Source organism: Allobosea sp. 47.2.35 (genome assembly GCF_024655635.1).
Classification (GTDB): Bacteria; Pseudomonadota; Alphaproteobacteria; order Rhizobiales; family Beijerinckiaceae; genus Allobosea.
The window spans coordinates 17,424-43,883 of sequence record NZ_JANLGI010000018.1 but is presented as its reverse complement, the minus strand read 5'-3'; the positions used below and the strand labels follow the sequence as shown (position 1 = coordinate 43,883).

Genomic DNA, 26,460 nt, shown 5'->3' with positions numbered 1-26,460 from the left:
CATGGGTTGGCTGGCCTGAAAAGGCAACGCCCGGAGAATCCCTCCGGGCGCCGCGAAATCACCTGCTGTCAGCTCAGTAGAGCCCGCCGGTGCCGGAACCGACGGCCCTGCCGCCGCCGCCAGGACCTGCGCCGAGCGGCATGCTGCCGTCGCCGGCCGCGCCGATCACCGAATAGCTGTCCGGCGGCGCCGTGCCCGGCTTGAAGGCCTCGAGGATGCCGCCCTCGCCGCCCGCCCGCATGCCGCTCTTCGGGTCGACGCGGATCAGCTTGATGCCAGCCGGGACGCGGAAGGGCGTCGCCGGCTTCTCCTTGAGCGCAACGCTCATGAAGTCGCGGAAGATCGGCGCGGCGTACTGGCCGGCGGTCGCCGAGGTGCCCAACGACTTCGGCTTGTCGAAGCCCATATAGACGCCGACGGCGAGATCGGGCGAGAAGCCGACGAACCAGACGTCCTTGGCGTCGTTGGTCGTGCCGGTCTTGCCGGCGAGCGGCTTGCCGACGGACTTGACCACGGTCGCGGTGCCCGCGTTGACCACGCCTTCGAGGATCGAGACCATCTGGTAGGCGGTCAGCGGATCGAGCACCTGCTCGCGGTTGTCGACAAGGCGCGGCTCCGGCTGGTTCGCCCATTTCTCGGCGTTGCAGCCCTCGCAGACCCGCTGGTCATGCCGGAAGATCGTCGAGCCCGAGCGATCCTGGATGCGGTCGATCAAGGTCGGCCGGATACGCTTGCCGCCATTGACCAGCATCGAATAGGCAGCGGTCATGCGCATGACCGTCGTCTCGCCGGCGCCGAGCGACATCGACAGCACCGGCTGGAGGTCGTCGTAGATGCCGAAGCGGCGCGAATACTCGGCGATCAACGGCATGCCGACATCCTTGGCGAGCCGGACCGTCATCAGGTTCTTCGAGAACTGGATGCCGTAGCGCAGCGTGCGAGGGCCGGTCGACTTGCCGTCATAGTTCTCCGGCCGCCACATGCCGAGGCCCGGGCCCTGGTCGATCTCGACGGGAGCGTCGAGGACGATGCTCGACGGCGTGTAGCCGTTGTCCAGCGCGGTCGCGTAGACAAAGGGCTTGAACGAGGAACCCGGCTGGCGCAGCGCCTGCGTCGCGCGGTTGAACTCCGACTGATCATGGCTGAAGCCGCCTACCATCGCGAGCACGCGGCCCGAGAACGGGTCCATCGCGACGATGGCGCCGTTGACCTCCGGCAGCTGGCGCAGGCGCGCGAAGCCCGGCCGGCTGTCCATCGGCTCGACATAGACGACGTCGCCGACCGAGACGGCCTGCGAGACGCGGGCGCGACGGGTCCATTTGATACCGTCAGCAGCGAGCGTCAGGATCTGGCGCTCCTTGTTGAGATGGCCGGCATTATCGCGCAGCGGATGCAAACCGAGGCGGGCGGTGTCGCCGTTGGCCTCCAGCACCACCGCTAGCCGCCATGGCGCGACGTCGCCGAGCACCGGCAGCTCGCCGACGACGGCGCCCCATTCCTTGCCGCCGATATCGAGCTTCTGGATCGCGCCGCGCCAGCCACGCGCCTCGTCGAAGCGCACGAGGCCGTCGACCAGCGCCTTGCGCGCCATCAGCTGCGTCTTGGGATCGACCGTGGCGCGAACCGAAAGGCCGCCCTCGAGCAGCTTTTTCTCGCCGTAGCGATCCTGTAATTCGCGGCGGATCTCCTCGGCGAAATAGCCGGCGGCGATCTGGTTCGGCGAAACCGTGCGCGGATTGACGCCGAGCGGCTGCTTCTTGGCGCTCTCGCCCGCCTCACGCTTGACGTAGCCGTTCTCGACCATGCGATCGATGACGTAGTTGCGGCGTTCGATCGCGCGGTCGCGGTTGCGGAAGGGATGAAGATCGGTCGGCGCCTTCGGCAGCGCGGCGAGATAGGCCGCCTCCTGCAGGTTCAACTCATGCACCGACTTGCCGAAATAGTTCAGGGCCGCGGCGGCGATGCCGTAGCTGCCCTGCCCCGGCGCCGGCGCGCCGAGATAGATCTCGTTCAGGTAGAGTTCGAGGATCTTGTCCTTCGAGTAGGTCGATTCGAGCTTCAGCGCGACGAGCGCCTCGCGGATCTTGCGTTCGATCGACTGCTCGGGGCTCAGGAAGAAGTTCTTCGCGACCTGCTGGGTGATGGTCGAGGCACCCTGCGGCCGGCGGCCGGCGGCGCGATTGCGGAAATTCGAGATCGCGGCGCGGACCAGGCCTTCGGGATCGACGCCGACATGCTTGTAGAAATTCTTGTCCTCGGCCGAGAGATAGGCGTCGACGACGAGCTTCGGCACGGCCTGGATCGGCAGGTAGAGGCGCCGCTCGCGCGCATATTCGGCGATCAGGCTGCCGTCGCCCGCATGCACGCGGGTCATCACCGGCGGCTCGTAGTTCCTGAGCTGCGCGTAATCGGGCAGATCGCGCGAATAATGCCAGATCAGACCGCCCGCGATGGCGGCGCCGATCACGAAAGCGATCGCGCCGGCGGCGAACAACCATCCGAAGATTCGCAGAATGAACCGCATCTCAGGCCCTGGACCCCGTAACTGCCATCGGCTGGCGCCAAATCAGGGCGCTTCGCAAATCATAGCTATAACATGACGGAGATGGCGGAACCGTGGCCTTGCAACCACATTCCGCATCATCTCACACCGTCCTTGCGAGACTACGCTGTCATCCCGTGCGCGCTGCGGCAGGAAATGCTGCTGCGCAGACACGGGACCGCGTGCCGCTTCGTACTCCGATCCTCCTCGACGCCCGAAAAGCCCCCCCTTCCGGGTGACGGTCCCGTGTCTGCGCAGCGGCACTACGCGCCGCAGCGCGCACGGGATGACAGCCTGGCTGCGCCGGACATCAGCATGTCTTAGTTCCGGCTTTCCGCCGCCTTGCCCACGGAAGCCCGCTCGCGGGCGAAGTAATCCTCGATCGCCGATGAGACGGCCGTCACGGCCTTGCCGCGCCATTCGGGGGAGTTCAGCAGCTCGGCGTCCTTGGGGCTCGACATATAGCCGAGTTCGATCAGCACGGAGGGCACGTCCGGCGCGCTCAGCACCCAGAATCGCGCCGAACGCAGCGGAATCTTGTGCATCTTGATAGAGCCGCCGAGCTTCTCGACCAGATTGCGGGCGAAGACGCCGGTGAAGGTTCGCGTCTCGCGCCGGGCGAGATCCATGAGGATTCCGGCGACGTCCTGCACCTCCTCGCTGGTCTCCAGACCGGCGACGGCATCGGCTTCGTTCTCCTTGGCCGCGAGCCGGGCGGCCTCGGCGTCGGTCGCCCGCTCGGAACGGGTATAGACGGTTGCGCCGCGGACCTCCTGCGCCTGGGTCAGCGAATCGGCGTGGATCGAGATGAACAGGTCGGCCTGCTCGCTGCGGCCGAGCTGAACGCGATCGCCGAGCGAGACGAAGCGGTCGTCATCGCGGGTCATGACGATGCGATAGCGGCCATTGGCTTCGAGCTGCTCCTTGAGCGCCTTGCCGAAAGCGAGGACGACGGCCTTCTCGGCAATGGAGGCGACCGTCGCGCCGGGGTCGATCCCGCCATGGCCCGGGTCGATAACGATGGTGCGCCGGGTTTCGCCGGCGGTCTTGGCCGGTGCCGGAGCGGGAATGACGGGCGCTGGCTTCAGCACCCTTCCGGCCTCGGCCAGGAAATCCGCCCGCGCCGTCTTTTTCAGTTCGATGGTCAGCTCGCCGAAGCCGCCGCGCACCGTCTTCACCTCGGCCTTGGCGATGGTGGCGGGTTGGGCGAGGTCGATGATGATTCGGGCCTTGTCGGCCGTGAACAGGCCGAAACGATAGCCGCTGACGAAGCCGGCACTGCGCTTGGCCGAGGCTTGAATCTGGAAATTTGTCGAGGGCAATTCGACGATGACCCGATCGGGTGCGGCCTGCACCCAGGCATCGACCGCAACAGACGAGGACAGCATCATCGTGAGGCGCACCGTCTCGCCGCTCTGCTCGATGCGGGCGTCGGTCGCGACCGGATATTCGCTCTGCGGTCGCGATTCCGTCTTCGGCTGAGCCTGGGCCGGCAGGAGGCTTGCGACGGGAACACTCGCGAGCAGGCACGCAGCAGCCAGCACGCGCCGCAGCGCCCGGAGGTGCCACAGCGCATCGCGACGGCTCCAATCGGCACGGCGGATGCACGAGAACAGTTGAACAATCCCGGTATTTATTACGAGGGTTTAACCATAACGGGGCTGAAATCCTAACAGCCCGTTACCATCTCTTCCCGAGACCGTGAACCGCCCTGCCTGAGACGGGGTGAGATGCGCCCGTCATGTGACTTGCAAATCACCATCACCTGTCTGTAATGGAACAGGTTGCTTGTCAGCCTGCCCGAGGGACACATCCGGATCGTGCGATCCGTCGGCGTCCGAAGCAGGCTGGGCTGCCGCTCCCCACGGAGCGGCGGCAACAAGACGACCGCAACGGATCGTCCGCAGACGGTTGGCATCGGGATTGCGTGTTTTCTGCGCCCTGCCCTGTCTTGCGAGCGTGCAAACGCGATGCGCCTGGCTGTCTGGCCGGAGCATCGCAGGTCAGGACAGATGACGGGGCATAAGACGCCGCTAGCACCATCGGTGAACCGTCCGAACCTGCGGAACCGCGCCGGGCTTTGCGCCCGAGTGGCTGCTCCGAGCCGCCTTCCTGTCTCGACCGCTTCCTCCTCCCTCCTGCAACATGCCGGCTCGCTCCGGCCTTCTCGCGGCGCCCCTGCCCGCGGCGGCGGATTCGCATCCGTAGCCGCTCGGCCCCGGTTGGCGGCCGCGCCAATGGAAATTTCTTATGGCCAACAAGATGCTTATCGATGCCACCCACCCGGAGGAGACCCGGGTCGTGGTGGTCCGCGGGTCCCGCGTCGAAGAGTTTGATTTCGAATCCGCCAGCCGAAAGCCGCTCCGCGGCAATATCTATCTCGCCAAAGTGACCCGCGTGGAGCCCTCGCTCCAGGCGGCCTTCGTCGAGTATGGCGGCAACCGCCACGGCTTCCTCGCCTTCTCCGAGATCCATCCCGACTATTACCAGATCCCGGTCGCCGACCGGCAGGCGTTGCTCGAGGACGAGGCCCGCGCCGAGCGTGACGAGGAGCGCGACGAGGAGCGCCGCGAGAAGCGCGGCCGCCGCGATCGTGGCCGTCGCGGCGATCGCGACAACCGCGCCAAGAAGGCTGCCGCCGACGAGACCGTTTCGGCCGAGGTCGAGCAGAATGGCGAGGAGCGCGTCGAGACCGACGGCAAGGAAGCCGCGATGGTCAACGAGGGCGGCCCCGCCTTCGGCGAGTTCTTCGCCCCGGACGTCGCCGAATCGACCACCGAGGACGCCGCCCCGAACGCCGCGCCGCTGACCTTCGAGACTGTCGAGGCGAGCGTCTCTGTCGAGGAGACCGTCGTTTCCGCCGAAGCGTCGGAGAGCACGGAGACTGCGGCGCGCAAGCGCTCCGAGGACGACAGCGACGACGAGAACGGCGACGAGGAGGCCGAGGAGGCGCCCGAGCAGCTCGGTGGCGGCGACGCCCTCGACGACATGCCGGAGCGGCGCCAGCGCAGCCACCGCCGCCAGTACAAGATCCAGGAGGTCATCAAGCGCCGCCAGATCATCCTGGTCCAGGTCGTCAAGGAAGAGCGCGGCAACAAGGGCGCGGCGCTCACCACCTATCTCTCGCTCGCCGGCCGCTATTCGGTGCTGATGCCGAACACCGGCAAGGGCGGCGGCATCTCGCGCAAGATCACCAACGCCGAGGACCGCAAGCGCCTCAAGGAAATCGCGACCGAGCTCGAGGTTCCCGAGGGGATGGGCCTGATCCTGCGCACGGCCGGTGCCTCGCGCACCAAGGTCGAGATCCGGCGCGACTACGAGTACCTGATGCGGATGTGGGAAAGCGTGCGCGAGCTGACGCTCGCCTCGGTCGCGCCTGCGCTGGTCTATGAGGAGGGCAATCTCGTCAAGCGCTCGATCCGCGACCTCTACAACAAGGATATCGACGAGGTTCACGTCGCCGGCGAGAGCGCCTATCGCGAGGCCAAGGACTTCATGCGCATGCTCATGCCGAGCCATGCCAAGAGCGTGAAGCCCTATCGCGAGCAGACCCCGCTCTTCGCCTCGTTCGGCGTCGAGAGCCAGCTCGATGCGATGTTCTCGAACACGGTGACGCTGAGGTCCGGCGGCTATCTCGTCATCAACCAGACGGAAGCGCTGGTCGCGATCGACATCAACTCGGGCCGCTCGACCCGCGAGCACAACATCGAGGACACCGCCCTCAAGACCAATCTCGAAGCGGCGGAGGAAATCTCCCGCCAGCTGCGCCTGCGCGACCTCGCCGGCCTCATCGTGATCGATTTCATCGACATGGAGGAGAACCGGAACAACCGCGCCGTCGAGAAGAAGCTGAAGGAGTGCCTGAAGGACGACCGCGCCCGCATCCAGGTCGGCCGCATCTCGGCCTTCGGCCTGCTGGAGATGTCGCGCCAACGCATCCGCACCGGCGTGCTCGAATCGTCGTCGGTGCCCTGCCCGCACTGCGCCGGCGCCGGCATGATCCGCTCGACCCCGTCGGTCGCGCTGCAGATCCTGCGCGCGCTGGAGGAGACGCTGATCAAGAGCGCCTCGCACAACCTCACCGTCCGCACCCGGCCGGAGGTCGCGCTCTACGTCCTCAACCAGAAGCGCGCCCATCTTGCCGATCTCGAGACCCGCTTCGCCATCGCGATCACGGTCTCGACCGACGCGAACCTGCTGGGTACGCGCTATTTCGAGGTCGAGCGTGGCGATTTCGTCGGCAATGAGGGCCGTGTCGTCCCGACCAGCTTCAAGGCCGAAGCGATCGCTTCCGACGTCGATGACGAGGCGCTCGACGCCGCCGCGGAAGCGGCTGCTCTCGACGCCGAGACCGGCGGTACCGAAACCGCTGCCGACGAGGCTCAGGGCCAGTCCGAGCGTGGCGAGGGCGAAAACGGCCGCCGCCGCCGCCGCCGTCGCCGGCGCCGGCGTGGCGGTGAGCGTGACGAGCAGGGCCAGCAGCTCGACGGCGCGCAGGGTGATGACGAAGGCGACGAGGGCGAGGAGGACGGTGACGAGGCCTTGACCACGGCCGCTGCCGAGCCGGTCACTGAGGCCGTGGCCGAGGTCGTTCCGGAGCCGGTCGCCGAGGAGCATGCCGCCAAGCCGAAGCGCAGCCGCGCCCGCAAGCCGAAGGCAGAGGCCGCCAAGGAGACCGAGGCTAAGGCCGAGTCGGTTGCAGTCGAAGCGCCCCCCGCCGAAGCCGAGAAGCCCAAGCGCAGCCGTTCGCGCAAGAAGGTCGTGCCGATCACCGAGGGCGGTGAGGCTGTGGCTGAAGCCGCTGCGGCTCCTGTCGAGGCGAAGGCCGAGGCTCCGGTTGCCACTCCCGAGGCCGTCGCAGCTCCGGCTCCCGCGCCCGAGCCCGCCCCGGTCAAGGCCCCGGCGGAGGAACCTGTCGCGGTCGTGCTGACCGAGCCGGACCCGAACCGGCCGAAGCGTGGCGGCTGGTGGAACAGGCTCGCCGGCCGTTCCTGATCGCGCCATCCCAACCCGATGAATGACGAAGCCCGCTGCGATCCGCAGCGGGCTTTCTCTTTTCACGGGCCGGCAAACCGGTCAGGATCGCGGCCCGGAGACCAATCCCTCTGAGGCAGGAGCCAATGCCGCCGCCACGCAATCGCGAGCGCATGGTCATGATCGCACTGGCCGCGATCGCCTTGACGGGCCTGGCCTATCTCGCCTGGAGCTCGATCGGCTGGTTCGGCGCCGGACTGCTCGGATTGCTGGTCCTGTTCCTCGCCGTCCGTGTCGAGCTTGAGGACAACCGCCCCGTCGGCCATCAGATGACGCCCGGCCTCTATGCCGGGCAATATCACAGCGAGTCCGGCCAGGGGCATGCCGAACGGGCCGGACGAAGCTCGGAACGACGGGTTCTGGCCAGCTCCGCCCGCCTCGCCAGCCTGTTTGGCGGGTTGCTCACGATTACCGGCTTCGGACTCTTCTTCCTGTCGTAACGACGGCTCAGCCGGGAGCCGGCGCAAGCGGGGTCGGCGGCGGCACGGTCGAGATCGCGGCCGCCGCATGGCTGTGCGAACCGCCCTCGCCGCCGCGCACGGTGACGGCGTTCGAGGCGAAGGGGACATGCGCGTCGTTCAGGGCGCGATAGACCCGCTTGAGCGACTCGCGTTGCAGCATCGAGGACTGGTTCGGCTTGGCCGTGAATTTGAGCCGGATCACGATGGCGCTGTCGGTGATGTCGGCGACACCCTGCATCTTGAGCGGGGCGATGAAATGCGGCCCGTATTCGGGGTCCTCCATCAGGGCGATGCCGGTCTTCTTGATCGCCTTGCGGGCCTGCTCGATATCGGCGGAATGGTCGAGGCGGACGTTGAACTTGATCGTCGCCCAGTCGCGGCTGGCATTGGTCAGCGACTGGACCTGGCCGAAGGGCACGGTGTGGATCTGGCCACTCTGGTGGCGCAACTGCATGGAGCGCAGCGATATCTTCTCAACCGTGCCCTTGAGCCGGCCGGTATCGACATATTCGCCGACGCGGAAGGCGTCCTCGAGCATGAAGAACACGCCGGAGACGATGTCGCGCACCAGTGCCTGCGAGCCGAAGGAGATGGCGAGCCCGAGGATGCCGAAGCCGGCGAGCAGCGGCCCGATATCGACGCCCAGCCGCGACAGCACGATGAGGATGGTGAGGCCGAGCACGGCGCCCAGAACGACGCCGCGCAGAACCGGCAACACTGTCGCCAGCCGGCTCGGCACCCCCTCCTCATGTGCCGCGTCTTCGTCGCCGGGGCCGACGACGTGCCGCCGCGGCGTATAGGCATCGAAGAAGGCATGCAGGAAGACGAGCGCCACCCAGCCGGCGAAGGCGAAGATCGCGACGCCGGCCGTCTGGCGCATCACAGCGGCGAACTGCGCCGAGCTGACGCCGAGCAGAAGGCCTGCCCAGAGGCGTGCCAGCACGAAGAAACCAGCCGCCCAGAGCGCCCCGACAGCCGCCGCACGCAGGGCCGCGCCACCAGCGCGCCGCATCGGGGTCGCGCCATGCTCCTCCTCGTGCCGCATCGCATGGCAGCGCAGCAGACTGGCAATGCCGACGGCGAGGATCGGGATCAGGACGATCGCCACCTGCGTCAGCGCCGCGGCCTCGGCCCAGCGCCCGCCATTCGACATCATCGCGGCGGCGCTGCTGACCATCCACAGGAGAACCGTCGTCCCGATGTAGAACCAGGCCGTTCCGGTCGCGAGCAGCCGCCGGATCGGGCCGGGTTCGAAGGAGCCCGACAGGACCAGCGCCTCCAGATCGTGCCGTCCGTCATGGAACCACCAGATCTTGAACAGCGTGATCAGGATTCCGGTGAGCGCGATCAGCCCCGTCACCGGCCGCGGGCCGGCGCTGACATGGTGGGCGAGCAGGATGCCGGTCACGATCAGCGGCGTCAGGATCGCGTAGGCGACCAGCCTGCGGAAATGCACCTCGGCACGCGGCAGCGGCATGATCCGCCGGTCCGGCGCGCCAGGTGCGATCAGGAAGCGGCCCACGGCAACGTAGAGCGCGCCGATCGCCGCGCCATTGGCACCCGTCGTCAGGGCGACATGGGCGAGGTCGTGCTCCGGCAGCCAGGCGTTGCGGGCGCCCCTCGCGACGGCCAGGGCCAGCAGGACCGTCGCGAAATCCTGGAGCAGCCCCCAGGACGAGGCGACGAGGCGCGGCGTGAATTCCGGCCCCGCAGGCTGCATCTTGCGCGCGAACCAGCGGGCGGAGGCGAGCCGGAAGGTGAAAGCGGCGACGAGCGCCAGGCCGATGATCCCCAGGATGCGCCAGCCAGCGGACGCGCCTTCGCGGCCATTGAGATTGCGCAGCCAGGCACGCCCCCAGCTGTCCGGCAATTCGCTGATCGCAGGTATCGAGGTGCCGCCATATTCGACTCCGTCGACGAAGCGATCGACGAGCGCGTTGACCTCGGCCTGGAAGCCGTCCTCGTCCGCCATGGACGGAGCCGGTGCGGGTTGAGCAGCGACAGGCTTGGTCTTGCTGGCGGGCTCCGCCGGCGCCGCAGCGACGGGTGCCGCCGTCGCGCCACCGACCCTAATCTCGACCTGTCGCCCCGGCGCGGACAGGGCATCGACCATCCTCCGTATCGCCTCGGGCGTCTCATCGCCGCGCAAGTTGAGGACGACGGTGGATTGGCCCTCGGCCATCGCGGGCATGACCGGAGAGAGACATGTGAAGGCGAGCGCCAGCCAGCCGAGCACGGCCAGCCGTCGGGCAAAGCTTCGTCGCGGGACGGATGCGCCCGGTGCAGCGACGTTCATGGCAGGCCTCCGCGCTATCCCACGGGTACAGAATGCTGAGATTCCGCGAATTCTGGCAAGCCGTTCGCGGGACAGAGAAAACCGCGCCTCAACGCTTCTTCATCCAGGCGCCGATCCGCGTCACCGCCTCCTCACATTCGCCAAGCGAGCCGGCGAAGGAGAGCCTGATCGTGCGCGCGCCCCGCGCCTCGTCGAAATCGAGCCCGGGTGTGATCGCGACGCCGGCCTCTTCAAGCACGCTGCGGCAGAAGGCCATGGAATCGTTCGAGTACCGGCCGATATCAAGATAGATGTAGAAGGCGCCGTCCACGGGCAGAAAGTCGCCGAGGCCGATCTCCGGCAGGGCCTTCAGCAGAAAGGCGCGGTTTTCGGCATAGCCCGCCTTGATCGCCTCGCATTCCTCTGTCGCATCGAAGGCCGCCTCGCCCGCCACCTGGCTGAGATAGGGCACCGAGATCGAGAAATTCTGCTGCAGCCGCTCGATCGTGCGCACCAGCCGCTGCGGCACGACGAGCCAGCCGACCCGCCAGCCCGTCATGCAGTAATACTTGGAGAAGGAATTGACGATGATCGCATCGGGATCGGCGGCCAGCGCCGTCGTCGCCGGGGTCTCGTAGGTCAGGCCGTGATAGATCTCGTCGGAGATGTACCAGAGCCCGAGCCTGCGGCAGCAGGCAGCGACATCGGCGATAGCCTCCGGCGTCATCACCACGCCGGTCGGGTTCGCTGGGCTCATGGTCAGCACGCCGGCGAGCGGCTTCTCGCGATGGGCACGCTCGATCAGGTCCGGCGTCAGCGCGAAACGCGTCTCGGGGCCGACCTCGATCGCGACAGGCTCCAGCCCGAGCGCGATCAGGATATTGCGGTAGGCCGGATAGCCCGGTGCCGTGATGGCGATCCGCGAACCCGGCTGAAAGCAGGCGAGGAAGGCGAGGATGAAGCCGCCAGACGAGCCTGTCGTGACCACGACACGCTCGGCCGCCACTTGGACGCCATAAGCGTCCTGATAATGCCGCGCGATGCGATCCCTCAGCGAATCCGTGCCGAGCGCCTGCGTATATCCGATCCGGCCATGTTCCAACGCGCGGGCTGCCGCGGCGCGGATCGAGGCCGGCGTCGGCGCCGAGGGCTGGCCGACCTCCATATGCACGACAGAGCCGCCGCGGCGTTCGATGGCCGCCGCCTGGTTCATCACGTCCATGACGATGAAGGGCGCGACGCGTTCGGCCCGCTCGGCGAGAGCGGGCAAGGCGGCGGGCGCAATCAGGGGCTTCTGCATCGGCTTGTCCGGTTTCGCGAAGAGGCCCGCTCGCGTAGCCGAGCCTGTGGCGGCCTGCAACCATCGGCCGCATCCGGTGGCAGAGCTGTGATTTGACCTTCTCCCCCCGAACACCCACAAGCTCGCGGCTGGAAGCGCTGCTTCGGTCGCGGTTTACCGCCCGGCGGCTTTGAAAAGGATGACGAGATGGCTTTCCCGACCCTCACCAGCCTGGCGCGCGCCTGCCTGCGGCCTGCCGCCGTCGCGCTGAGCCTGTGGCTCGCGGCCTCCGCCGCGCCGGCCATGGCGCAGGGCCAGTCGCTCTCGCCCGAGCAGCGCAAGGCGGTGACCGACCTGATCCGCGAGACGATCCTGAAGAATCCCGAGATCATCCAGGACGCCCTGATCGAGCTGGAGCGCCGCAACACGGTCGCCCAGGCCGATGCCCAGCGCAACGCGGTAGCGGCCGAGAAGGCCCGCATCACCGATCCCGCGACCTCGGTCATCATAGGCAACCCCGAGGGCGACATCACCCTCGTCGAGTTCATGGATTACAATTGCGGCTACTGCAAAAGGGCGATGGAGGACGTGACCGCGCTCTCCAAGGCCGACCCGAAGCTGCGCGTCGTGCTCAAGGACTTCCCGATCCTCGGACCTGATTCGGTCGAGGCCAGCCGCGTCGCGATCGCCGCCAAGAACCAGCTCCAGGGCCCGAAATATTTCGAGTTCCACAACAAGCTGATGGCCGTGAAGGGCAAGATCAACGCCGCCAAGGCGCTCGACATCGCCAAGGAGGCCGGCGCCGACGTCGCGCAGCTGAAGAAGGACATGGAGGCGCCCGCCACGAAGGCCGCGATCGAGGACACCGTCGCGCTCGGCGACCGTCTCGGCCTCACCGGCACGCCCGCCTTCATCATCGGCGACGAGATCGTCTTCGGCGCGGTCGGCCAGGCCGCCCTCAAGCAGAAGATCGATTCGGTGCGCCGCTGCGGCAAGACCGACTGCGCCGGCTGAACCGTCGTTTCAACACGATCCGCAGGGCCGGCAGGGAGCTTCAGGCTTCCCCTGCCGGCCTTCAACGTTTATGAGGGCGGCTCCTGCCGCCCGCGCGCGGTGCCGGAATCAACGCCTTCGATGGTCGCCGTCCACGTCCTGAACGGACCCAATCTCAACCTGCTCGGAACCCGCGAGCCCGGAACCTATGGCGCGGTCACGCTGGCCGGCGTCGAGGAACGCCTGCGCCGCAAGGCCGAGGTTGCTGGCGTCGATCTCACCTTCCGCCAGACCAATTTCGAGGGCGAGCTCGTCACCTTCATCCAGCAGGCGGGCCTTGCCGGTGCCGGCGTCATCATCAATGCGGGCGCCTATACCCATACCTCGGTGGCCTTGCGCGACGCGATTAAGGGCGTCGATGCGCTGGCGATCGAGGTCCATATCTCCAACGTACATGCACGCGAGGAATTCCGGCACCATTCCTACATGGCGCCGGTCTGCGTCGGCGTGATCTGCGGCTTCGGCGTCGCGAGCTATGATCTCGCTCTCGACGCGATCGTGCCGCTGCTGGAAAAGCGGGCGGCGAAGGCCGCCTGAACCTGTTTGAACGGGAGCGCGGCCCAATCGTCGCCTCCATCCGAATATCCGAAGAAGACGGTGATACCCGCCATGGCGACCAAGAGCCCGATCGACCCCGAACTTGTCCGCGAGCTCGCAGAGCTGCTGAACCAGACCGATCTCACCGAGATCGAGGTCGAGAAGGGCGATCTGCGCGTCCGCGTCGCCCGCAACATCTCGACGACCGTCCAGGTCCCCGCCGCAGCCCCGATGGTCGCGATGCCGGCTCCGGGCGCTGCCGTTGCCGTGGCGCCCGCCGATGCCAAGCCGACCGCCGCCCATCCCGGCGCCGTGCCCTCCCCGATGGTCGGCACCGCCTATCGCCGCCCCTCGCCCGATGCCAAACCCTTCGTCGAGATCGGCAGCATCGTGAAGCAGGGTGAGCGCATCCTCCTCGTCGAGGCGATGAAGACCTTCAATGACATCGTCGCGCCCCGCGCCGGCAAGGTCACGGCCATCATGGTCGAGGACGGCCAGCCGGTCGAATACGGCGAGCCGCTGCTGGTGATCGAGTGAGCGTGGCGCCGCGCGCCGCCGGGTCCGATTTGGGTTTCAAGATGTTCGACAAGATCCTGATCGCCAATCGTGGAGAGATCGCGCTGCGCGTGCTGCGCGCCGCCAAGGAGCTCGGCATCGCGACCGTCGCGGTGCATTCCACGGCCGACGCCAACGCCATGCATGTGCGCCTCGCCGACGAGAGCGTCTGCATCGGGCCGCCGCCGGCCCGCGAGAGCTATCTCAACATCCCCGCCCTGATCGCGGCTTGCGAGATCACCGGCGCCGATGCGGTCCATCCCGGTTACGGCTTTCTCTCCGAGAACGCCCGCTTCGCCGACATCCTGGACCGGCACAACATCACCTTCATCGGCCCCAAGGCCGAGCATATCCGCTCGATGGGCGACAAGATCGAGGCCAAGCGCACCGCGAAGCGCCTCGGCATCCCCTGCGTGCCGGGCTCCGAAGGCGGCGTCGCCGACGAGGCCGAGGCGCTGCGCATCATTCGCGAGATCGGCCTGCCCGTGATCATCAAGGCCGCCTCAGGCGGCGGCGGCAAGGGCATGAAGGTGGTTCGCACCGAGGACGAGATCGCCGTCCTGCTCGCCACCGCCCGCAGCGAGGCCAAGGCCAATTTCGGCGACGACGCGGTCTATATCGAGAAGTATCTCGAGAAGCCGCGCCATATCGAGATCCAGGTGCTGGGCGACGGCCGCGGCAACGCCATCCATCTCGGCGAGCGCGACTGCTCCTTGCAGCGCCGCCACCAGAAGGTCTGGGAGGAAGGCCCCTCGCCCGCGCTGAACGCCGGCGAGCGCGACCGGATCGGCGAGATCTGCGCCAAGGCGATGCGCGAGCTGCAATATCGCGGCGCCGGCACGATCGAATTCCTCTACGAGGACGGCGAGTTCTACTTCATCGAGATGAATACCCGCATCCAGGTCGAGCATCCCGTGACCGAGATGATTACGGGGATCGACCTCGTTAACGAGCAGATCCGCATCGCCGCGGGCGCCCCGCTCTCGCTCAAGCAGTCCGACATCGTCATCGAGGGTCATGCCATCGAGTGCCGGGTCAATGCCGAGCATCATGCGACCTTCCGTCCCTCGCCCGGCAAGATCGCCTCGTTCCACACCCCGGGCGGCCTTGGCGTGCGCGTCGATTCGGCGGCCTATCAGGGCTATTCGATCCCGCCGCATTACGACTCGCTCGTCGGCAAGCTGATCGTCCATGGCCGCAACCGCGACGAATGCCTGATGCGCCTGCGCCGCTCGCTTGACGAGTTCGTCGTCGACGGCGTCGACACGACGCTGCCGCTGTTCCGCACGTTGGTGCGCAACCCGGACATCCTCAACGGCGACTACAACATCCACTGGCTCGAGAAATTCCTCGCTGCCGGCGGCATGGGCGAGCCGGAAGCCTGAGGCTTCGGCAACTCCCGATATGAAAAAGCCCCTCGCGATGCGAGGGGCTTTTTTCTTGTCTGCTGCTGAGAGGAGCAGCCCGCTCTCAGATCGTCTCCAGCAGGCCCTTCATCAGCGCCTGGCGCGGCGCGATCGACGAGATCAGCCCGTATTCCTGCAGCGTATGCGCGCCGTCGCCGTCGATGCCGAGGCCGTCGAGGGTGGGCACGCCGAGCGCCGCGGTGAAATTGCCGTCCGAACCGCCGCCGGTCATCGGGCAATCCTGCAGGTCGAAGCCGACATCGGCGGCGACGTTGCGCGCCAGTTCGAACAAGGCGGCGACCTCCGCCGACTTCTCATAGGGCGGCCGGTTCATGCCGCCGGTGATGCGCAAGGCAACATCGGGATCATGCGGCTTCAGGCTGAGGATGCGGTTCTCCATCATCGTGCCGTCGGCAAGCGTGGTCACGCGGCAATCGACGCTGAACCAGGCATGCTGCGGGATGACGTTCGCCGCCGTGCCGCCGCCGATCAGCGCGACGCTGGTGGTGATGCCGCGCGCATAATCCGTCATGCCCTCGATCGCGAGGATCTGGTGCGCCGCCTCGCGGATGGCGCTGCGCCCGTCGGCATGCTTCGAACCGGCATGGGCCGGCCGGCCTTCCAACCGGACGTCGAAGCGGCCGACACCCTTGCGCGCGGTCACGATCTTGCCGCCCTGCCGCGCCGGCTCGGTGACGAGCACGGCCTTCGATCCCTTGCCGATCTCCTCGATCAGCGCGCGGCTGGTCGGCGAGCCGATCTCCTCGTCCGGCGTGAACAGGAAGACCATCGGCCGCTTGGCCGAGCCGGCCACAGCGACCTGCTTGAAGGCTTGCAGGGCGAGCCAGGCACCGCCCTTCATGTCGTAGACGCCGGGGCCATAGAGTCGGTCGCCCTCGATTCTGACAGGCAGTTCCTTGGAACTGGTGCCGACCGGATGCACGGTATCGAGATGCGACATCACGGCGACGGCGTGCTGGCCATTGTCGAGCCCGGCACGCAGCATGACCATATCGCCGAGCCCGTCGCGGCCGGGAATGCGCTCGACCGCGATCGGCAGCCCCGCGACCTCCTTCTGGACGAGGTCCATCATGCCATTCAGCCCGGCGGCATGGCTGGTGGGACTTTCAAGCGCAACCCAGACGGAGAGCGCGGCGGCGGCTTCTTGCTGATTCATGCTGTGATGTTCTCCGAAGAGGGCGGTGCCGCGCAAGGCGAGCTGCATGCGCCCTACGCAGATCGGCAGCGCAACCGATATTCATGGCACGAACGAAAGCGAGCGGAGTTGTGCCCCGTGAACGGTGCTGACGTCGTTTCTGTGAAGCGTTTCTCATCGACGGTGAATTCTGCTCTTGCCAAGCCGGATCGCATTGATTAGACCCCGGCTCACCAACGCGGCGCGGCACCAAGCGCCCTGTCGTTGGGGGATCGTCTAACGGTAGGACCCCAGACTCTGACTCTGGTTGTCTAGGTTCGAATCCTAGTCCCCCAGCCACTTCTTGTGGCCCGGCAAACCCGATGTCGTCATTTTGAAACCGATTTAGGCACATGTTTCTGCGTGCCCTTGTCGGCAGTCGATTTGCTCCGTTCACCCAACCTTTGCCGCCGCGCCCTCCAGAAACACCTCAAGGCACAGTCGTGCGTGCCGGGCGCGGTCCTCGACAGTCAGCAGCCGGTCTCCCGGAAAGCGCTTGATCAGCACCGAGAAGATCATGTCCATCAGCATGCGCGCCAGCGCATCCGCCGGAAAGGCACGGAGCGCGCCGCGCACCTGCTGAGCTGAAAGCCAGTCTTCGAGAAGGCGGCGCGCGGGCTCGGCTCCCTCCTGCACGATCAACTCTCCGATCTCGCTGAAGCGGTCCGAATCGGCGAGAACAAGCCTGATGAAGGCCAGGCGCTCGTGGTTGTCGATTTCATCGATGTCGAGGCGGAAGATCGCGGCGAGCACCTCCAACAAGGGCAAATCCTCGCCTTCCGGACGCGGCAGGGCCAGCATCGAACGCCGGTGATCGGCCATCATCGCGCGAAACAGGTCGGTCTTGGCCGGGAACAGCTGATAGAGCGTGCGCTTGGAGACGCCGCAGCGCGCCGCCACTGCGTCCATCGTGGAGCCGCCGTAGCCGACGTCGAGAAACAGCTCGCGCGCCGTGCGCACGATCCGCTGCCGTTCGGCCTCATCCGACCGGGTCTTTGGCCGCCCGCGTGAGCGGGCCTGCCGCCCTTCGATCTCGCCATTTTTATCGCTTGTCATCGTCGCGCCCGTCATCGTGCCGCATTCTTGAATTTGACAGGCAGAGAAATCAAGAGATAAGAAACTCTTCAGTTTCCGAAAAGAGAGCCTGCATGCTGGCCGAGCGCGCCCCGTCGTCATCCCGTTATGCCTTGCCGGGCGCCCTCCTCCTTGCGGCCGCGTTGGCGGCCTGCAATTCGGATAAGGCGGCGCCTCCGCCGCAGCCGCAGTTGCAGGTCAGTGTCGTCACGCTGCATCCGCAGCCGGTCGCGATCACGGCCGAGCTGCCGGGCCGCGTCTCGGCAAGCCTCACGGCCGAGATCAGGCCGCAGGTCAGCGGTATCATCAAGGCGCGGCTCTATCGCGAGGGCAGCGAGGTCAAGGCCGGCGACGTGCTCTACGAGATCGACCCGGCGCCCTATCAGGCCGCGCTCGACAGCGCGCTGGCCGCCCAGCACAAGGCCGAGGCCGCCGTCGCCAACGCGCAGGTGCGGGCCGATCGCTATCGCGAATTGCTCCAGCGCAATGCCGGCAGCAAGCAGGACGCTGACGACGCCGCTGCGACGCTCGGCCAGGCCCAGGCCGATGTCGCCGCCGCCAAGGCCAATGTCGAGACGGCCAAAATCAACCTCGCCTACACGAAGGTGACTGCGCCGATCGATGGGCGCATCGACAAGTCGGCCCTGACGCAGGGCGCACTCGTCACCGCCAACCAGGCGGCGATCCTGACGACGATCCGCAAGCTCGATCCGATCAATGTCGATGTCACCCAGTCGAGCACCAACCTGCTGAAATTCCGCAACGACATCGCCTCCGGCCGGCTAAAGTTCACGGGTCCCAATGTCGCGGTGAAGCTCAAGCTCGACACCGGCGATGCCTATGCGCAGTCCGGCAAGCTCGAATTCGCCGAGGCCAATATCGACGAGACCACCGGCACCTTCACGGTCCGCGCCGAGTTCCCCAATCCGGAGCGGATTCTGCTGCCGGGCATGTTCGTCCGCGCGGTGATCCAGGAAGGCATCGCCGAGAACAGTTTCCTGCTGCCGCAGCGCGCGGTCGGCCGCAACACCAAGGGCGAGGCGACCGCGAAGTTCGTCTCGGCCGAGGGCAAGGTCGAGGAGCGCGTGCTCGCCACCCGCCGCAATATCGGCAACAACTGGCTGGTCGATAGCGGCGTCAAGGATGGCGAGCGCATCATCGTCGAGGGCGGGCAGCTCGTGCGCCCGGGCCAGACCGTGACCGTGAACGAGGTCAGCGTCGACGAGGCTACCGGCGAGCTCAAATCCGCCAATCGCCGGGCCGAGCTGCCCGCCGCCGGCAACACGGCGAAGAACTGACGCCATGTCGCGCTTCTTCATCGAACGCCCGATCTTCGCCTGGGTCATCGCCATCGTCATCATGCTGGCGGGGCTTCTGGCCCTGCGCACGCTGCCGATCTCGCAATATCCGCAGATCGCGCCGACGACCGTCCAGATCAGCGCCAATTATCCCGGCGCCGACGCGCAGACCGTCGAGAATTCGGTGACCAAGGTCATCGAGCAGGGCATGACCGGCCTCGACAACCTGCAATACATGACGGCGACATCGACCTCGACCGGCAACGCCCAGATCACCCTGACCTTCAACAGCCAGGCCGATCCCGACGTCGCGCAGATGCAGGTGCAGAACAAGCTGCAGCTCGTGACGCGCCAGCTCCCGGCCGTGGTGCAGAGCACCGGCATCTCGGTCGCCAAGGCCTCCACCGGCTTCCTGATGGTCGTCGCCTTCGTCTCGAAGGACGGGCGGATGTCGACCACCGACCTCGCCGACTATGTTGACTCGACGCTCAACGACACGCTGAAGCGCGTCGAAGGCGTCGGCACGACCCAGCTCTTCGGCGCCGGCTACGCCATGCGCATCTGGCTCGACCCGGACAAGCTGCGGAAATATGCACTGATGCCGGCCGATATCGCTGCTGCGATCGAGGCGCAGAACACGCAAGTGTCGGCCGGCCAGCTCGGCGGCCTGCCCCAGGTCCGCGGCCAGCAGCTCAACGCCACCGTGACCGCGCTCTCGCGGCTCCAGACGGTGCAGCAGTTCGAGAACATCATCCTCAAGAGCGGCTCGTCGGGCTCGATCGTGCGCCTGAACGACGTCGCCCGCGTCGAGCTCGGCGCCAAGAGCTACGACACCGTCTCGTTCTACAACGGCAAGCCGACGACTGGCCTCGCCGTCAGCCTCGCCACCGGCGCCAACGCGATCGATACCGCCAAGGCGGTGACCGCGACGATCGAGCGGCTGAAGCAGACGCTGCCGGAAGGCGTCGAGGTCACCTACCCCTACGACACCACGCCCTTCGTGACGCTCTCGATCGAGAAGGTCGTGCACACGCTGTTCGAGGCGATCATTCTCGTCTTCATCGTGATGTATGTCTTCCTGCAGAACCTGCGCGCGACGTTCATCCCGATGCTGGCGGTGCCTGTCGTGCTGCTCGGCACCTTCGGCGTGCTGGCGCTCGCTGGCTATTCGATCAACACGCTGACCATGTTCGCGATGGTGCTTGCCATCGGTCTTCTCGTCGACGACGCCATCGTCGTGGTCGAAAATGTCGAGCGCGTGATGCAGGAGGAGAAGCTCTCGCCCAAGGAAGCGACGATCAAGTCGATGGGCGAGATCACCGGCGCGCTGGTCGGCATCGCCACCGTGCTATCGGCCGTGTTCGTGCCGATGGCCTTCTTCGGCGGCTCGGTCGGCGTGATCTACCGACAGTTCTCGGTGACGATCGTGACCGCGATGGCGCTCTCCGTCGTCGTCGCGCTGGTGCTGACCCCGGCGCTCTGCGCGACGCTGCTGAAGCCCGTCGGCGACCACGGCCCGCGCAAGGGCTTCTTCGGCTGGTTCAACCGCAATTTCGAGCGCACGACCAACGGCTATCGCTCCGGCGTTGCCGCGATGATCGCGCGGCCGATGCGCTTCCTGATGGTGTTCCTGCTGATCGGCGGCGGCATGGCCTGGCTCTTCGCCCGTATGCCCTCCTCCTTCCTGCCGGACGAGGACCAGGGCATCCTTCTGACCAGCGTGCAATTACCCGTCGGCGCGACGCAGGACCGGACGCTGCGCGTGCTCGATCAGGTGCAGAAGCACTATCTCGAAAAGGAGAAGGACCTCGTCGAGGGCGTGCTGACCGTCGCCGGCTTCGGCTTCGGCGGCCAAGGCCAGAACGTCGGCCTCGCCTTCGTGCGCCTGAAGCCCTTCGCCGAGCGCGTCGGCAAGCAGGCGACGGCGCAGGCGATCGCGGGCCGCGCCATGGGGGCCTTCCGCGGGATCAAGGACGGCACGGTCTACGCGCTGGCTCCGCCGGCGATCCAGGGCTTCGGCAATACGGCAGGCTTCGATTTCTACCTGCAGGATATCGCAGGCGCCGGCCATACGCGCCTGATGGAAGTCCGCAACCAGCTGCTCGGCCTCACAGCGCAGAGCAAGCAGCTCACCGGCACGCGCCCGAACGGGCAGGAGGATACGCCGCAATACGCCGTCGAGATCGATCAGGAGAAGGCGAGCGCTCTCACTTTGCCGCTGGCGGCGATCAACAACACGCTGTCGACGGCCTGGGGCTCGGCCTATGTCAACGACTTCATCGATCGCGGCCGGGTGAAATCGGTTTATGTCCAGGCCGATGCGCCCTTCCGCATGCAGCCCGGCGATATCGGGCGCTGGTATGTCCGCAACCAGGGCGGCGAGATGGTGCCGTTCTCGGCCTTCTCCTCCGGGCGCTGGACCTACGGCTCGCCGCGGCTGGAGCGCTATAACGGTGCGTCGGCGGTCCAGATGCAGGGCGCAGCCGCGGCCGGCGTCAGCTCGGGCGCGGCGATGGAGGAAATCGACCGGCTGATGACGCAGCTGCCTACCGGCTTCGGCCATGAATGGACGGGCCTGTCCTTCCAGGAGCGGCTCTCCGGCAGCCAGGCGGTGGCGCTCTACGCCATCTCGATGCTCGTCGTCTTCCTCTGCCTTGCGGCGCTCTATGAAAGCTGGGCGATCCCGTTCGCCGTCATGCTCTCGGTGCCGATCGGCATCTTCGGCGCCCTGCTCGCGGCAACGCTGTTCGGCCAGACCAACGACGTCTATTTCAAGGTCGGCCTGCTGACGACGATCGGCCTCGCGGCCAAGAACGCGATCCTGATCGTCGAGTTCGCGATCGAGCAGGAAGCCAAGGGCAAGGGCCTCGTCGAGGCGACGCTGGAAGCGGCGCGCCAGCGCCTGCGGCCGATCCTGATGACCTCGCTCGCCTTCGTGCTGGGCGTGACGCCTTTGGCCGTTGCCACGGGCGCTGGATCGGGGAGCCAGAACTCGATCGGTATCGGCGTGATGGGCGGCATGATCGCCGCGACCGTGATCGGCGTGTTCTTCGTGCCGCTGCTTTATGTCGTGGTCGTGCGCCTTGTACGGCGCTGGCGCCGCCCGGAAGCGGCCCCCGCGACCGCCGCTGAGTGAATGACGGGGGCGCGGCCGGCGACGGCTGCGCCCTTCCGACGAAGCTGCTAGACTGCGGCAATGACTGATTTCCCCGACATCATCCGCTCGCCCCTGTCGCAGACCTTTACTCATGACGGCCTGACCGTGCGCGTGGAGATCTACAAGATCGAGGGCACCGACGGCTGGACCCTCGAGCTCATCGACGAGGAAGGCGGCTCGACCGTCTGGCAGGATTCCTTCGCCACCGATGCCGACGCCTTTGCCGAGTTCACGGATGGCGTCGAGCAGCTTGGCCTCGACCGTCTGATCGATCCGGACGACGACGACCTCGCCACCGTGCACTGAGCGGTCAGCGGCTTTCCATGCGCTATACCGACGAACTCGACGCGCTTCGTGCCGCCCGGGACGAGCTTCGCCGCCGGATCGCTGAGCGGCTGGCGCTGGAAGCAGGCGCGCCGTTCGATGGAACATCCCTCGAAACCTGGCTGACGGCTGCCGACGAGGCGGTCGAGGCCTGGGAGAACGAGGGCGAGGAGGCGCAGGACGCGCGCGCCTTCCGCCCGATCGGCCCGCTTCAGGATTTGCTGGCGGAGCATGCCGCGCTTGTGGAGCGTATCGCGGATACGCTCGACCGGCGCCTGTCCTGAAGCCCTAAGCTGTCGGCAGCATCACCGCGAAACGCGCGCCTTGCTCGCTCTCGACGAGCGTGATCGAACCGCCATGCGCCGTTAGCATCGTCTGCACGATGGCGAGCCCCATGCCGGTGCCGCCGCTGTCGCGCCGCGTCGTGAAGAAGCTGTCGAAGACCTGCGCCCGGTTGTTCGGCGATATTCCCGGCCCGTCATCGCGGATGTCGAGGCGTAGCGCCCCGTCTTCACGCGACACGTCGATAGCGAAGCGGGCCGCGCCATGCTGAAGCGCGTTATCCGCCAGATGCGCCAACACGATCCGCAGGTTCTCCGACGAGATACCGACCGGCGCCATCAGCTCGCCACCAGCCTCGATCGAAAGCCCTGAGACAACCGACCGCAGCGCCTCGATCGCCTGCCCCACGCTCGCCCGCCCGCCCGTCGGCGGCTCCTCGGCGCGAGCCAGTTCGCGCAGGCGATTGGTGATCGTCGTCAGCCTTTTGGCATCGGCAGCGATGTTGTCGAGGAAGCGTCTCCGCTCCGCATCCGTCATCGCACCGGTGTCGACATCCTCGCGCAGAAGCTCGGCTGCGCCCTCGATCGAGGTCAGCGGTGATTTCAGCTCATGCGAGACATGGGCGGCGAAGGTCGCAACGAAATCGGAGCGGTTCGCGAGCGCCCCCGCCATGTCGAGGAAGCTCTGCGAGAGCATCGCGAATTCGGCGGTGCCGTGATGGTCGAGCGGCCGCAGCGCCGTGCGATCGCCCTTCCCGATCGCATCGGTGCGGGCGATCAGCTCCTTGACCGGCCGCGTGATCGTGCGGTGGAAGGCGAGCCCGATCAACAGGGTCAGCGCCGCGACGGAGAGACCTGCGGCGACGACCTTGCCCTTCTCCTCGTAGAGATGGCGGAAGACATTGCTCGGCGTGCGCGAGGCATAGAGCACCGCCGCAACGCGGCCGTCGAGCACGACCGGCATGGCCGTGAAGACCCTGACGCCAGTGCCGCGGCTGAGCGAATAGATCGGCGGCGGTTCGTTCTTGGAGATGCGCAAGCGCAACATCGCGGCGAACCGCCCCTTGAGTGCCTCCGCCACCTCCTCGACATGGGCAAGCGACTGGCCGACCTCGCCGCGCCCGGCGATGACGACGCCCTGCGGATCGAGCAGGCGGAAACCGGCCAGCGTCACCTTCTGCGTCGCGACAAGAAGCGGCTCGATCCGCCCGCCAGCGGCGCGATAGGCCTCGCTCGCCGGAACGGTCGCGGCCTGTGCATCGGGCCGGCGCGGCAGCAGCCGGTCCCGCGCCAGATCGAGCGACGGCAGCAGCGGAGCGAGCTCTTCATTGCCGTAACGCCCTGTTTCCGGCGGAACCTGCGCTCCCAGCAGCGTCCCCGGCGGCAGATGGCTCCGCAGGTCCTGCTGGATCGTCGCGGCCAGAGCCGCGCTCTGGGCGATCAATTCCGATTCCGCCTGATGCACGAGCTGGTTCTCGTAGATGCGGAAGAAGAACAGGCCGACGAAGGGCAGCGCCAGCACCGCCGTCAGCATCATGAAGACCATCAGGCTCAGGCTCGGCCGCCACTTGGCCTTGACCCGGACAGGTGCCGCGCCCTGCGTGGTCACGCTGGAGCCTCGCAGCGCCCGAGCCGGAAGCCGACGCCATGCACAGTCTCGATCGCGCTCTCGCAGCCGGCCTTGGCGAGCTTCGCACGGATGTTGCGGATATGGCTGTCGATCGTCCGGTCGGCGACATGGATCGCGCTGCCATAGGCATGATCGAGAATCTGCTCGCGGCTGAAGACGTGCCGTGGCCTCGCGATCAGTGCGCGCAGGATCGCGAACTCGATCGCGGTCAGGGGCAGGTCCCGCGCGGCGAAGCGGGCGGCATGGGCGCCCGTGTCGAGGCTGAGCGCCCCCCAGGACAGGGGCGTCTCCACCTCGCTCTCCTTGCGCTGCCCTTGCCGCACGCGCTTCAGGATCACGTTGACGCGGGCGACCAGCTCGCGCGGGCTGAACGGCTTTGTGACATAGTCGTCGCCGCCGATCTCCAGCCCTAGCACCCGGTCGATTTCGTCGTCGCGCGCCGACAAGAACAGGATCGGCACCTCGGAGGAGCGCCTGATCTGCCGGCAGACCTCCAGCCCATCCATTTCCGGCATGCCGATATCGAGCACGATCAGTTCCGCCGGCTGGCGCCTGAAGGCGTCGAGCGCCCGCAGGCCGTCATGCGCCGTGGTTGTGGTCATTCCTGCCTTCTCGAGCGCGAAGCAGATCACGTCCCGGATGTGGCTGTCGTCGTCGACCACGAGAATGCGGGGCGCCATGCCGTCTGCCTCAGGAATTGCCTGCCGGCGCGGCCGGCTTCGCCGGGAACGGCGCTACAGGGGTGTTAGCCAAATATCGCGACAGCCGCCATCCGCGAAAGCTCCAGACGCGCCAGTCGACCTGAGATTGACGATGATCTGAAGCCAGACGGTCGCGTCGGGCCGCGATCCCATACGGAGATGCCCAGGACGAGTGCGCAGCGGCACTTCCCCTTGCGGCCACGATCCGCGGCGCATAGCGATCGATCGCCCGGATGGCGCTGGGGCCAAGGTCGAAGAGGTAGCCGATATCGAGCGACTTGCCCTCGCCGCGCATCTCGAAAGAGTGCCGGATATTGTAATTGGCGATCACGACGGCCGTGTCGACGAAGCTGTAGCCATAGAGCGTCAGTGCCAACGCCAGGGCATTCGCCGAGACGAGCCAGCTGACGCTCCGCTGCGTCAGGATCTGCACGAGGATCAGGACGAGGCCGATCGCGACCAACAGCATCCAGACGAAGGCCGCGAGCCTGAGCGAGGTCAGCGAATAGGCGGCGACATAGAGGTCGAGCCGCCGCAGCGCCGACATGACCAGCATGACGTTCTGCCCTACCCAGGCGAGGACCAGCGGCCGGACCAGCCTGTCTCGCGCCGCCGCTCCGTCCGGACGCACCGCGGCCACCACGAAGGCTGCTGCGAGCAAGGCCGTCACGATCAGCGGGTAGGCTCCGCGATGAGCATAAGTCGCATGGCTCATGCCGGCAGGCAGCGCCACGCCGCCCCAGAGATAGGCGATATCCATCACCGTCTGGATCGCGAAGAGCCCGTTGAACAGGATCAGCGAGCGACGCACCGTGCGGTCGCCGAGCAGTTCTTGCGGGCGGATCAGCGCGACCGTCTCCATTGCTGCGCGGCGCTTGCGGCGCAGCGATCGCATCCGGACCACAGGCCAGATCAAGCACAGGACCAAGATCCAGAATGCGGCGCGCCATGACAGGAGTTTCGTCAGCAGGGCATTGAGATCGACATGATTCACCCAGCGTTCCAGCAGCGGATTGGCCGAGACGAACAGGGCGGCAAAGACGCCACAGAGGCCAAGCGGGATGGCCCAGCCTAGTGTCAGGGCGATAACGCCCTCTCCCTTCCTGCCACGCAGCGAGGCACGGCGCGCACGGGCGAGGTCGCCCAGCAGCCTGAATGCGCCGGAAAATGGCATGCGCAGCGCGGCGCGCAGGTGCTCCTGCCAGGAGAGCGCCCTCGCCTCGCTCAGCATCCTCGCGAAGACGGCCGTCGCCGTCAGCGCTATCAGGATCGAAAGCGGGCCGACATCCTCAAGGATCGGCAGCAGCCCCGCCCCGAACAACACGAGAGCGCCCATGCGTCGCGTCGAGCCGGCGCGCACATGGTTGAGGCAGGCGGAAGCCGCGCCGAGTCCCAGCAGAAACAGCGCCAGCGAGAGCCCGACCGCGCGGTCGTAGAACAGAAAATCGGCGAGCGCGACGAGTGCGGCGGCGCCCGTCAGTTGAAGGGCCAGCGATCCTAGCGGCCGCTTTCCGGGGCGGAGGGCAGCGGGGCTTTCTGGTGCATAGGCTGACATGGGCGTTCGTCTCGGCTGGCGACGCCTTCGGTCACGGCCCGAGGCCGGATTGGAAAGGCGAGGATTTCGGCACAGGCGGGCCGCATCACCGCTTCCAGCCACC

At 66.9% G+C, this 26,460-nt stretch carries 19 protein-coding genes and 1 tRNA gene; 11 read left to right on the top strand and 9 right to left on the bottom strand.

Annotation, left to right across the window (positions count from 1 at the left end; translation table 11 throughout):
* Window positions 1-73: 73 nt before the first annotated feature.
* Window positions 74-2,524 (bottom strand): penicillin-binding protein 1A, encoded by a 2,451-nt coding sequence (locus tag NUV79_RS19885; protein WP_257734803.1) that lies wholly within the window; start codon window positions 2,522-2,524, stop codon window positions 74-76.
* A gap of 338 nt (window positions 2,525-2,862) precedes the next feature.
* A complete protein-coding gene (locus NUV79_RS19880; RefSeq protein WP_257734802.1) occupies window positions 2,863-4,086 on the bottom strand; it encodes an N-acetylmuramoyl-L-alanine amidase in 1,224 nt (407 codons plus the stop codon).
* 706 nt (window positions 4,087-4,792) lie between these two features.
* On the opposite strand from NUV79_RS19880, the gene NUV79_RS19875 reads away from it, so the two are divergent.
* Both NUV79_RS19875 and NUV79_RS19870 read left to right on the top strand, forming a co-directional pair.
* The gene (locus tag NUV79_RS19875; protein WP_257734801.1) at window positions 4,793-7,537 is read left to right on the top strand and encodes a ribonuclease E/G; all 2,745 of its coding nucleotides are present in this window, start codon (window positions 4,793-4,795) and stop codon (window positions 7,535-7,537) included.
* Window positions 7,538-7,662: 125 nt separating this feature from the next.
* Window positions 7,663-8,016 (top strand): hypothetical protein, encoded by a 354-nt coding sequence (locus NUV79_RS19870; RefSeq protein ID WP_257734800.1) that lies wholly within the window; start codon window positions 7,663-7,665, stop codon window positions 8,014-8,016.
* 7 nt (window positions 8,017-8,023) lie between these two features.
* On the opposite strand, the gene NUV79_RS19865 is transcribed toward NUV79_RS19870, so the two are convergent.
* Window positions 8,024-10,333, bottom strand: coding sequence for a mechanosensitive ion channel family protein (locus NUV79_RS19865; RefSeq protein ID WP_257734799.1), 2,310 nt, complete (start codon window positions 10,331-10,333; stop codon window positions 8,024-8,026).
* Between the two features lie 88 nt (window positions 10,334-10,421).
* Window positions 10,422-11,612, bottom strand: coding sequence for a pyridoxal phosphate-dependent aminotransferase (locus NUV79_RS19860; protein WP_257734798.1), 1,191 nt, complete (start codon window positions 11,610-11,612; stop codon window positions 10,422-10,424).
* Window positions 11,613-11,798: 186 nt separating this feature from the next.
* On the opposite strand from NUV79_RS19860, the gene NUV79_RS19855 reads away from it, so the two are divergent.
* From NUV79_RS19855 to accC, 4 genes are all read left to right on the top strand, one after another.
* Window positions 11,799-12,605, top strand: coding sequence for a DsbA family protein (locus NUV79_RS19855; protein WP_257734797.1), 807 nt, complete (start codon window positions 11,799-11,801; stop codon window positions 12,603-12,605).
* 120 nt (window positions 12,606-12,725) lie between these two features.
* Window positions 12,726-13,181, top strand: coding sequence for a type II 3-dehydroquinate dehydratase (gene aroQ, locus NUV79_RS19850; protein ID WP_257734796.1), 456 nt, complete (start codon window positions 12,726-12,728; stop codon window positions 13,179-13,181).
* 72 nt (window positions 13,182-13,253) lie between these two features.
* Entirely contained in the window at window positions 13,254-13,718 is a 465-nt protein-coding gene (accB, locus tag NUV79_RS19845; protein WP_257734795.1) for an acetyl-CoA carboxylase biotin carboxyl carrier protein, read from the top strand.
* Between the two features lie 41 nt (window positions 13,719-13,759).
* Window positions 13,760-15,121, top strand: a complete 1,362-nt coding sequence (gene accC / locus NUV79_RS19840) for an acetyl-CoA carboxylase biotin carboxylase subunit (protein WP_257734794.1) — start codon at window positions 13,760-13,762, stop codon at window positions 15,119-15,121.
* 85 nt (window positions 15,122-15,206) lie between these two features.
* Here the strand turns inward: accC and NUV79_RS19835 are convergent, their stop codons facing one another.
* Window positions 15,207-16,319, bottom strand: a complete 1,113-nt coding sequence (locus NUV79_RS19835) for a M20 family metallopeptidase (RefSeq protein ID WP_257734793.1) — start codon at window positions 16,317-16,319, stop codon at window positions 15,207-15,209.
* A 244-nt stretch (window positions 16,320-16,563) separates the two neighbouring features.
* Between NUV79_RS19835 and NUV79_RS19830 the strand changes: the two genes are divergently transcribed.
* Window positions 16,564-16,637 (top strand) — tRNA-Gln (locus NUV79_RS19830).
* 93 nt (window positions 16,638-16,730) lie between these two features.
* Here NUV79_RS19830 and NUV79_RS19825 read toward each other — a convergent pair.
* Complete coding sequence (locus tag NUV79_RS19825) at window positions 16,731-17,408, bottom strand: TetR/AcrR family transcriptional regulator (protein WP_257734792.1); 678 nt, start codon at window positions 17,406-17,408, stop codon at window positions 16,731-16,733.
* A 77-nt stretch (window positions 17,409-17,485) separates the two neighbouring features.
* On the opposite strand from NUV79_RS19825, the gene NUV79_RS19820 reads away from it, so the two are divergent.
* Genes NUV79_RS19820 through NUV79_RS19805 form a run of 4 tightly spaced genes read left to right on the top strand, consistent with a single transcriptional unit; the run spans window position 17,486 to window position 22,474 of the window.
* Window positions 17,486-18,709: an efflux RND transporter periplasmic adaptor subunit gene (locus tag NUV79_RS19820; RefSeq protein ID WP_257734791.1), complete on the top strand. Its 1,224-nt coding sequence runs from the start codon at window positions 17,486-17,488 to the stop codon at window positions 18,707-18,709.
* 4 nt (window positions 18,710-18,713) lie between these two features.
* Window positions 18,714-21,845 (top strand): efflux RND transporter permease subunit, encoded by a 3,132-nt coding sequence (locus NUV79_RS19815; protein ID WP_257734790.1) that lies wholly within the window; start codon window positions 18,714-18,716, stop codon window positions 21,843-21,845.
* A gap of 60 nt (window positions 21,846-21,905) precedes the next feature.
* A complete protein-coding gene (locus NUV79_RS19810) occupies window positions 21,906-22,172 on the top strand; it encodes a hypothetical protein (protein WP_257734789.1) in 267 nt (88 codons plus the stop codon).
* A gap of 17 nt (window positions 22,173-22,189) precedes the next feature.
* Window positions 22,190-22,474 (top strand): hypothetical protein, encoded by a 285-nt coding sequence (locus NUV79_RS19805; protein WP_257734788.1) that lies wholly within the window; start codon window positions 22,190-22,192, stop codon window positions 22,472-22,474.
* Between the two features lie 4 nt (window positions 22,475-22,478).
* On the opposite strand, the gene NUV79_RS19800 is transcribed toward NUV79_RS19805, so the two are convergent.
* The 3 genes from NUV79_RS19800 to NUV79_RS19790 are packed head-to-tail and all read right to left on the bottom strand — an operon-like array spanning window position 22,479 to window position 26,357.
* Complete coding sequence (locus NUV79_RS19800) at window positions 22,479-24,080, bottom strand: sensor histidine kinase (RefSeq protein ID WP_308218224.1); 1,602 nt, start codon at window positions 24,078-24,080, stop codon at window positions 22,479-22,481.
* A complete protein-coding gene (locus NUV79_RS19795) occupies window positions 24,077-24,781 on the bottom strand; it encodes a response regulator (protein WP_257734787.1) in 705 nt (234 codons plus the stop codon). Before NUV79_RS19795 ends, NUV79_RS19800 begins: the two co-directional genes overlap by 4 nt.
* 10 nt (window positions 24,782-24,791) lie before the next feature.
* Window positions 24,792-26,357 (bottom strand): DUF4153 domain-containing protein, encoded by a 1,566-nt coding sequence (locus NUV79_RS19790; protein ID WP_257734786.1) that lies wholly within the window; start codon window positions 26,355-26,357, stop codon window positions 24,792-24,794.
* Between the last annotated feature and the right edge of the window lie 103 nt (window positions 26,358-26,460).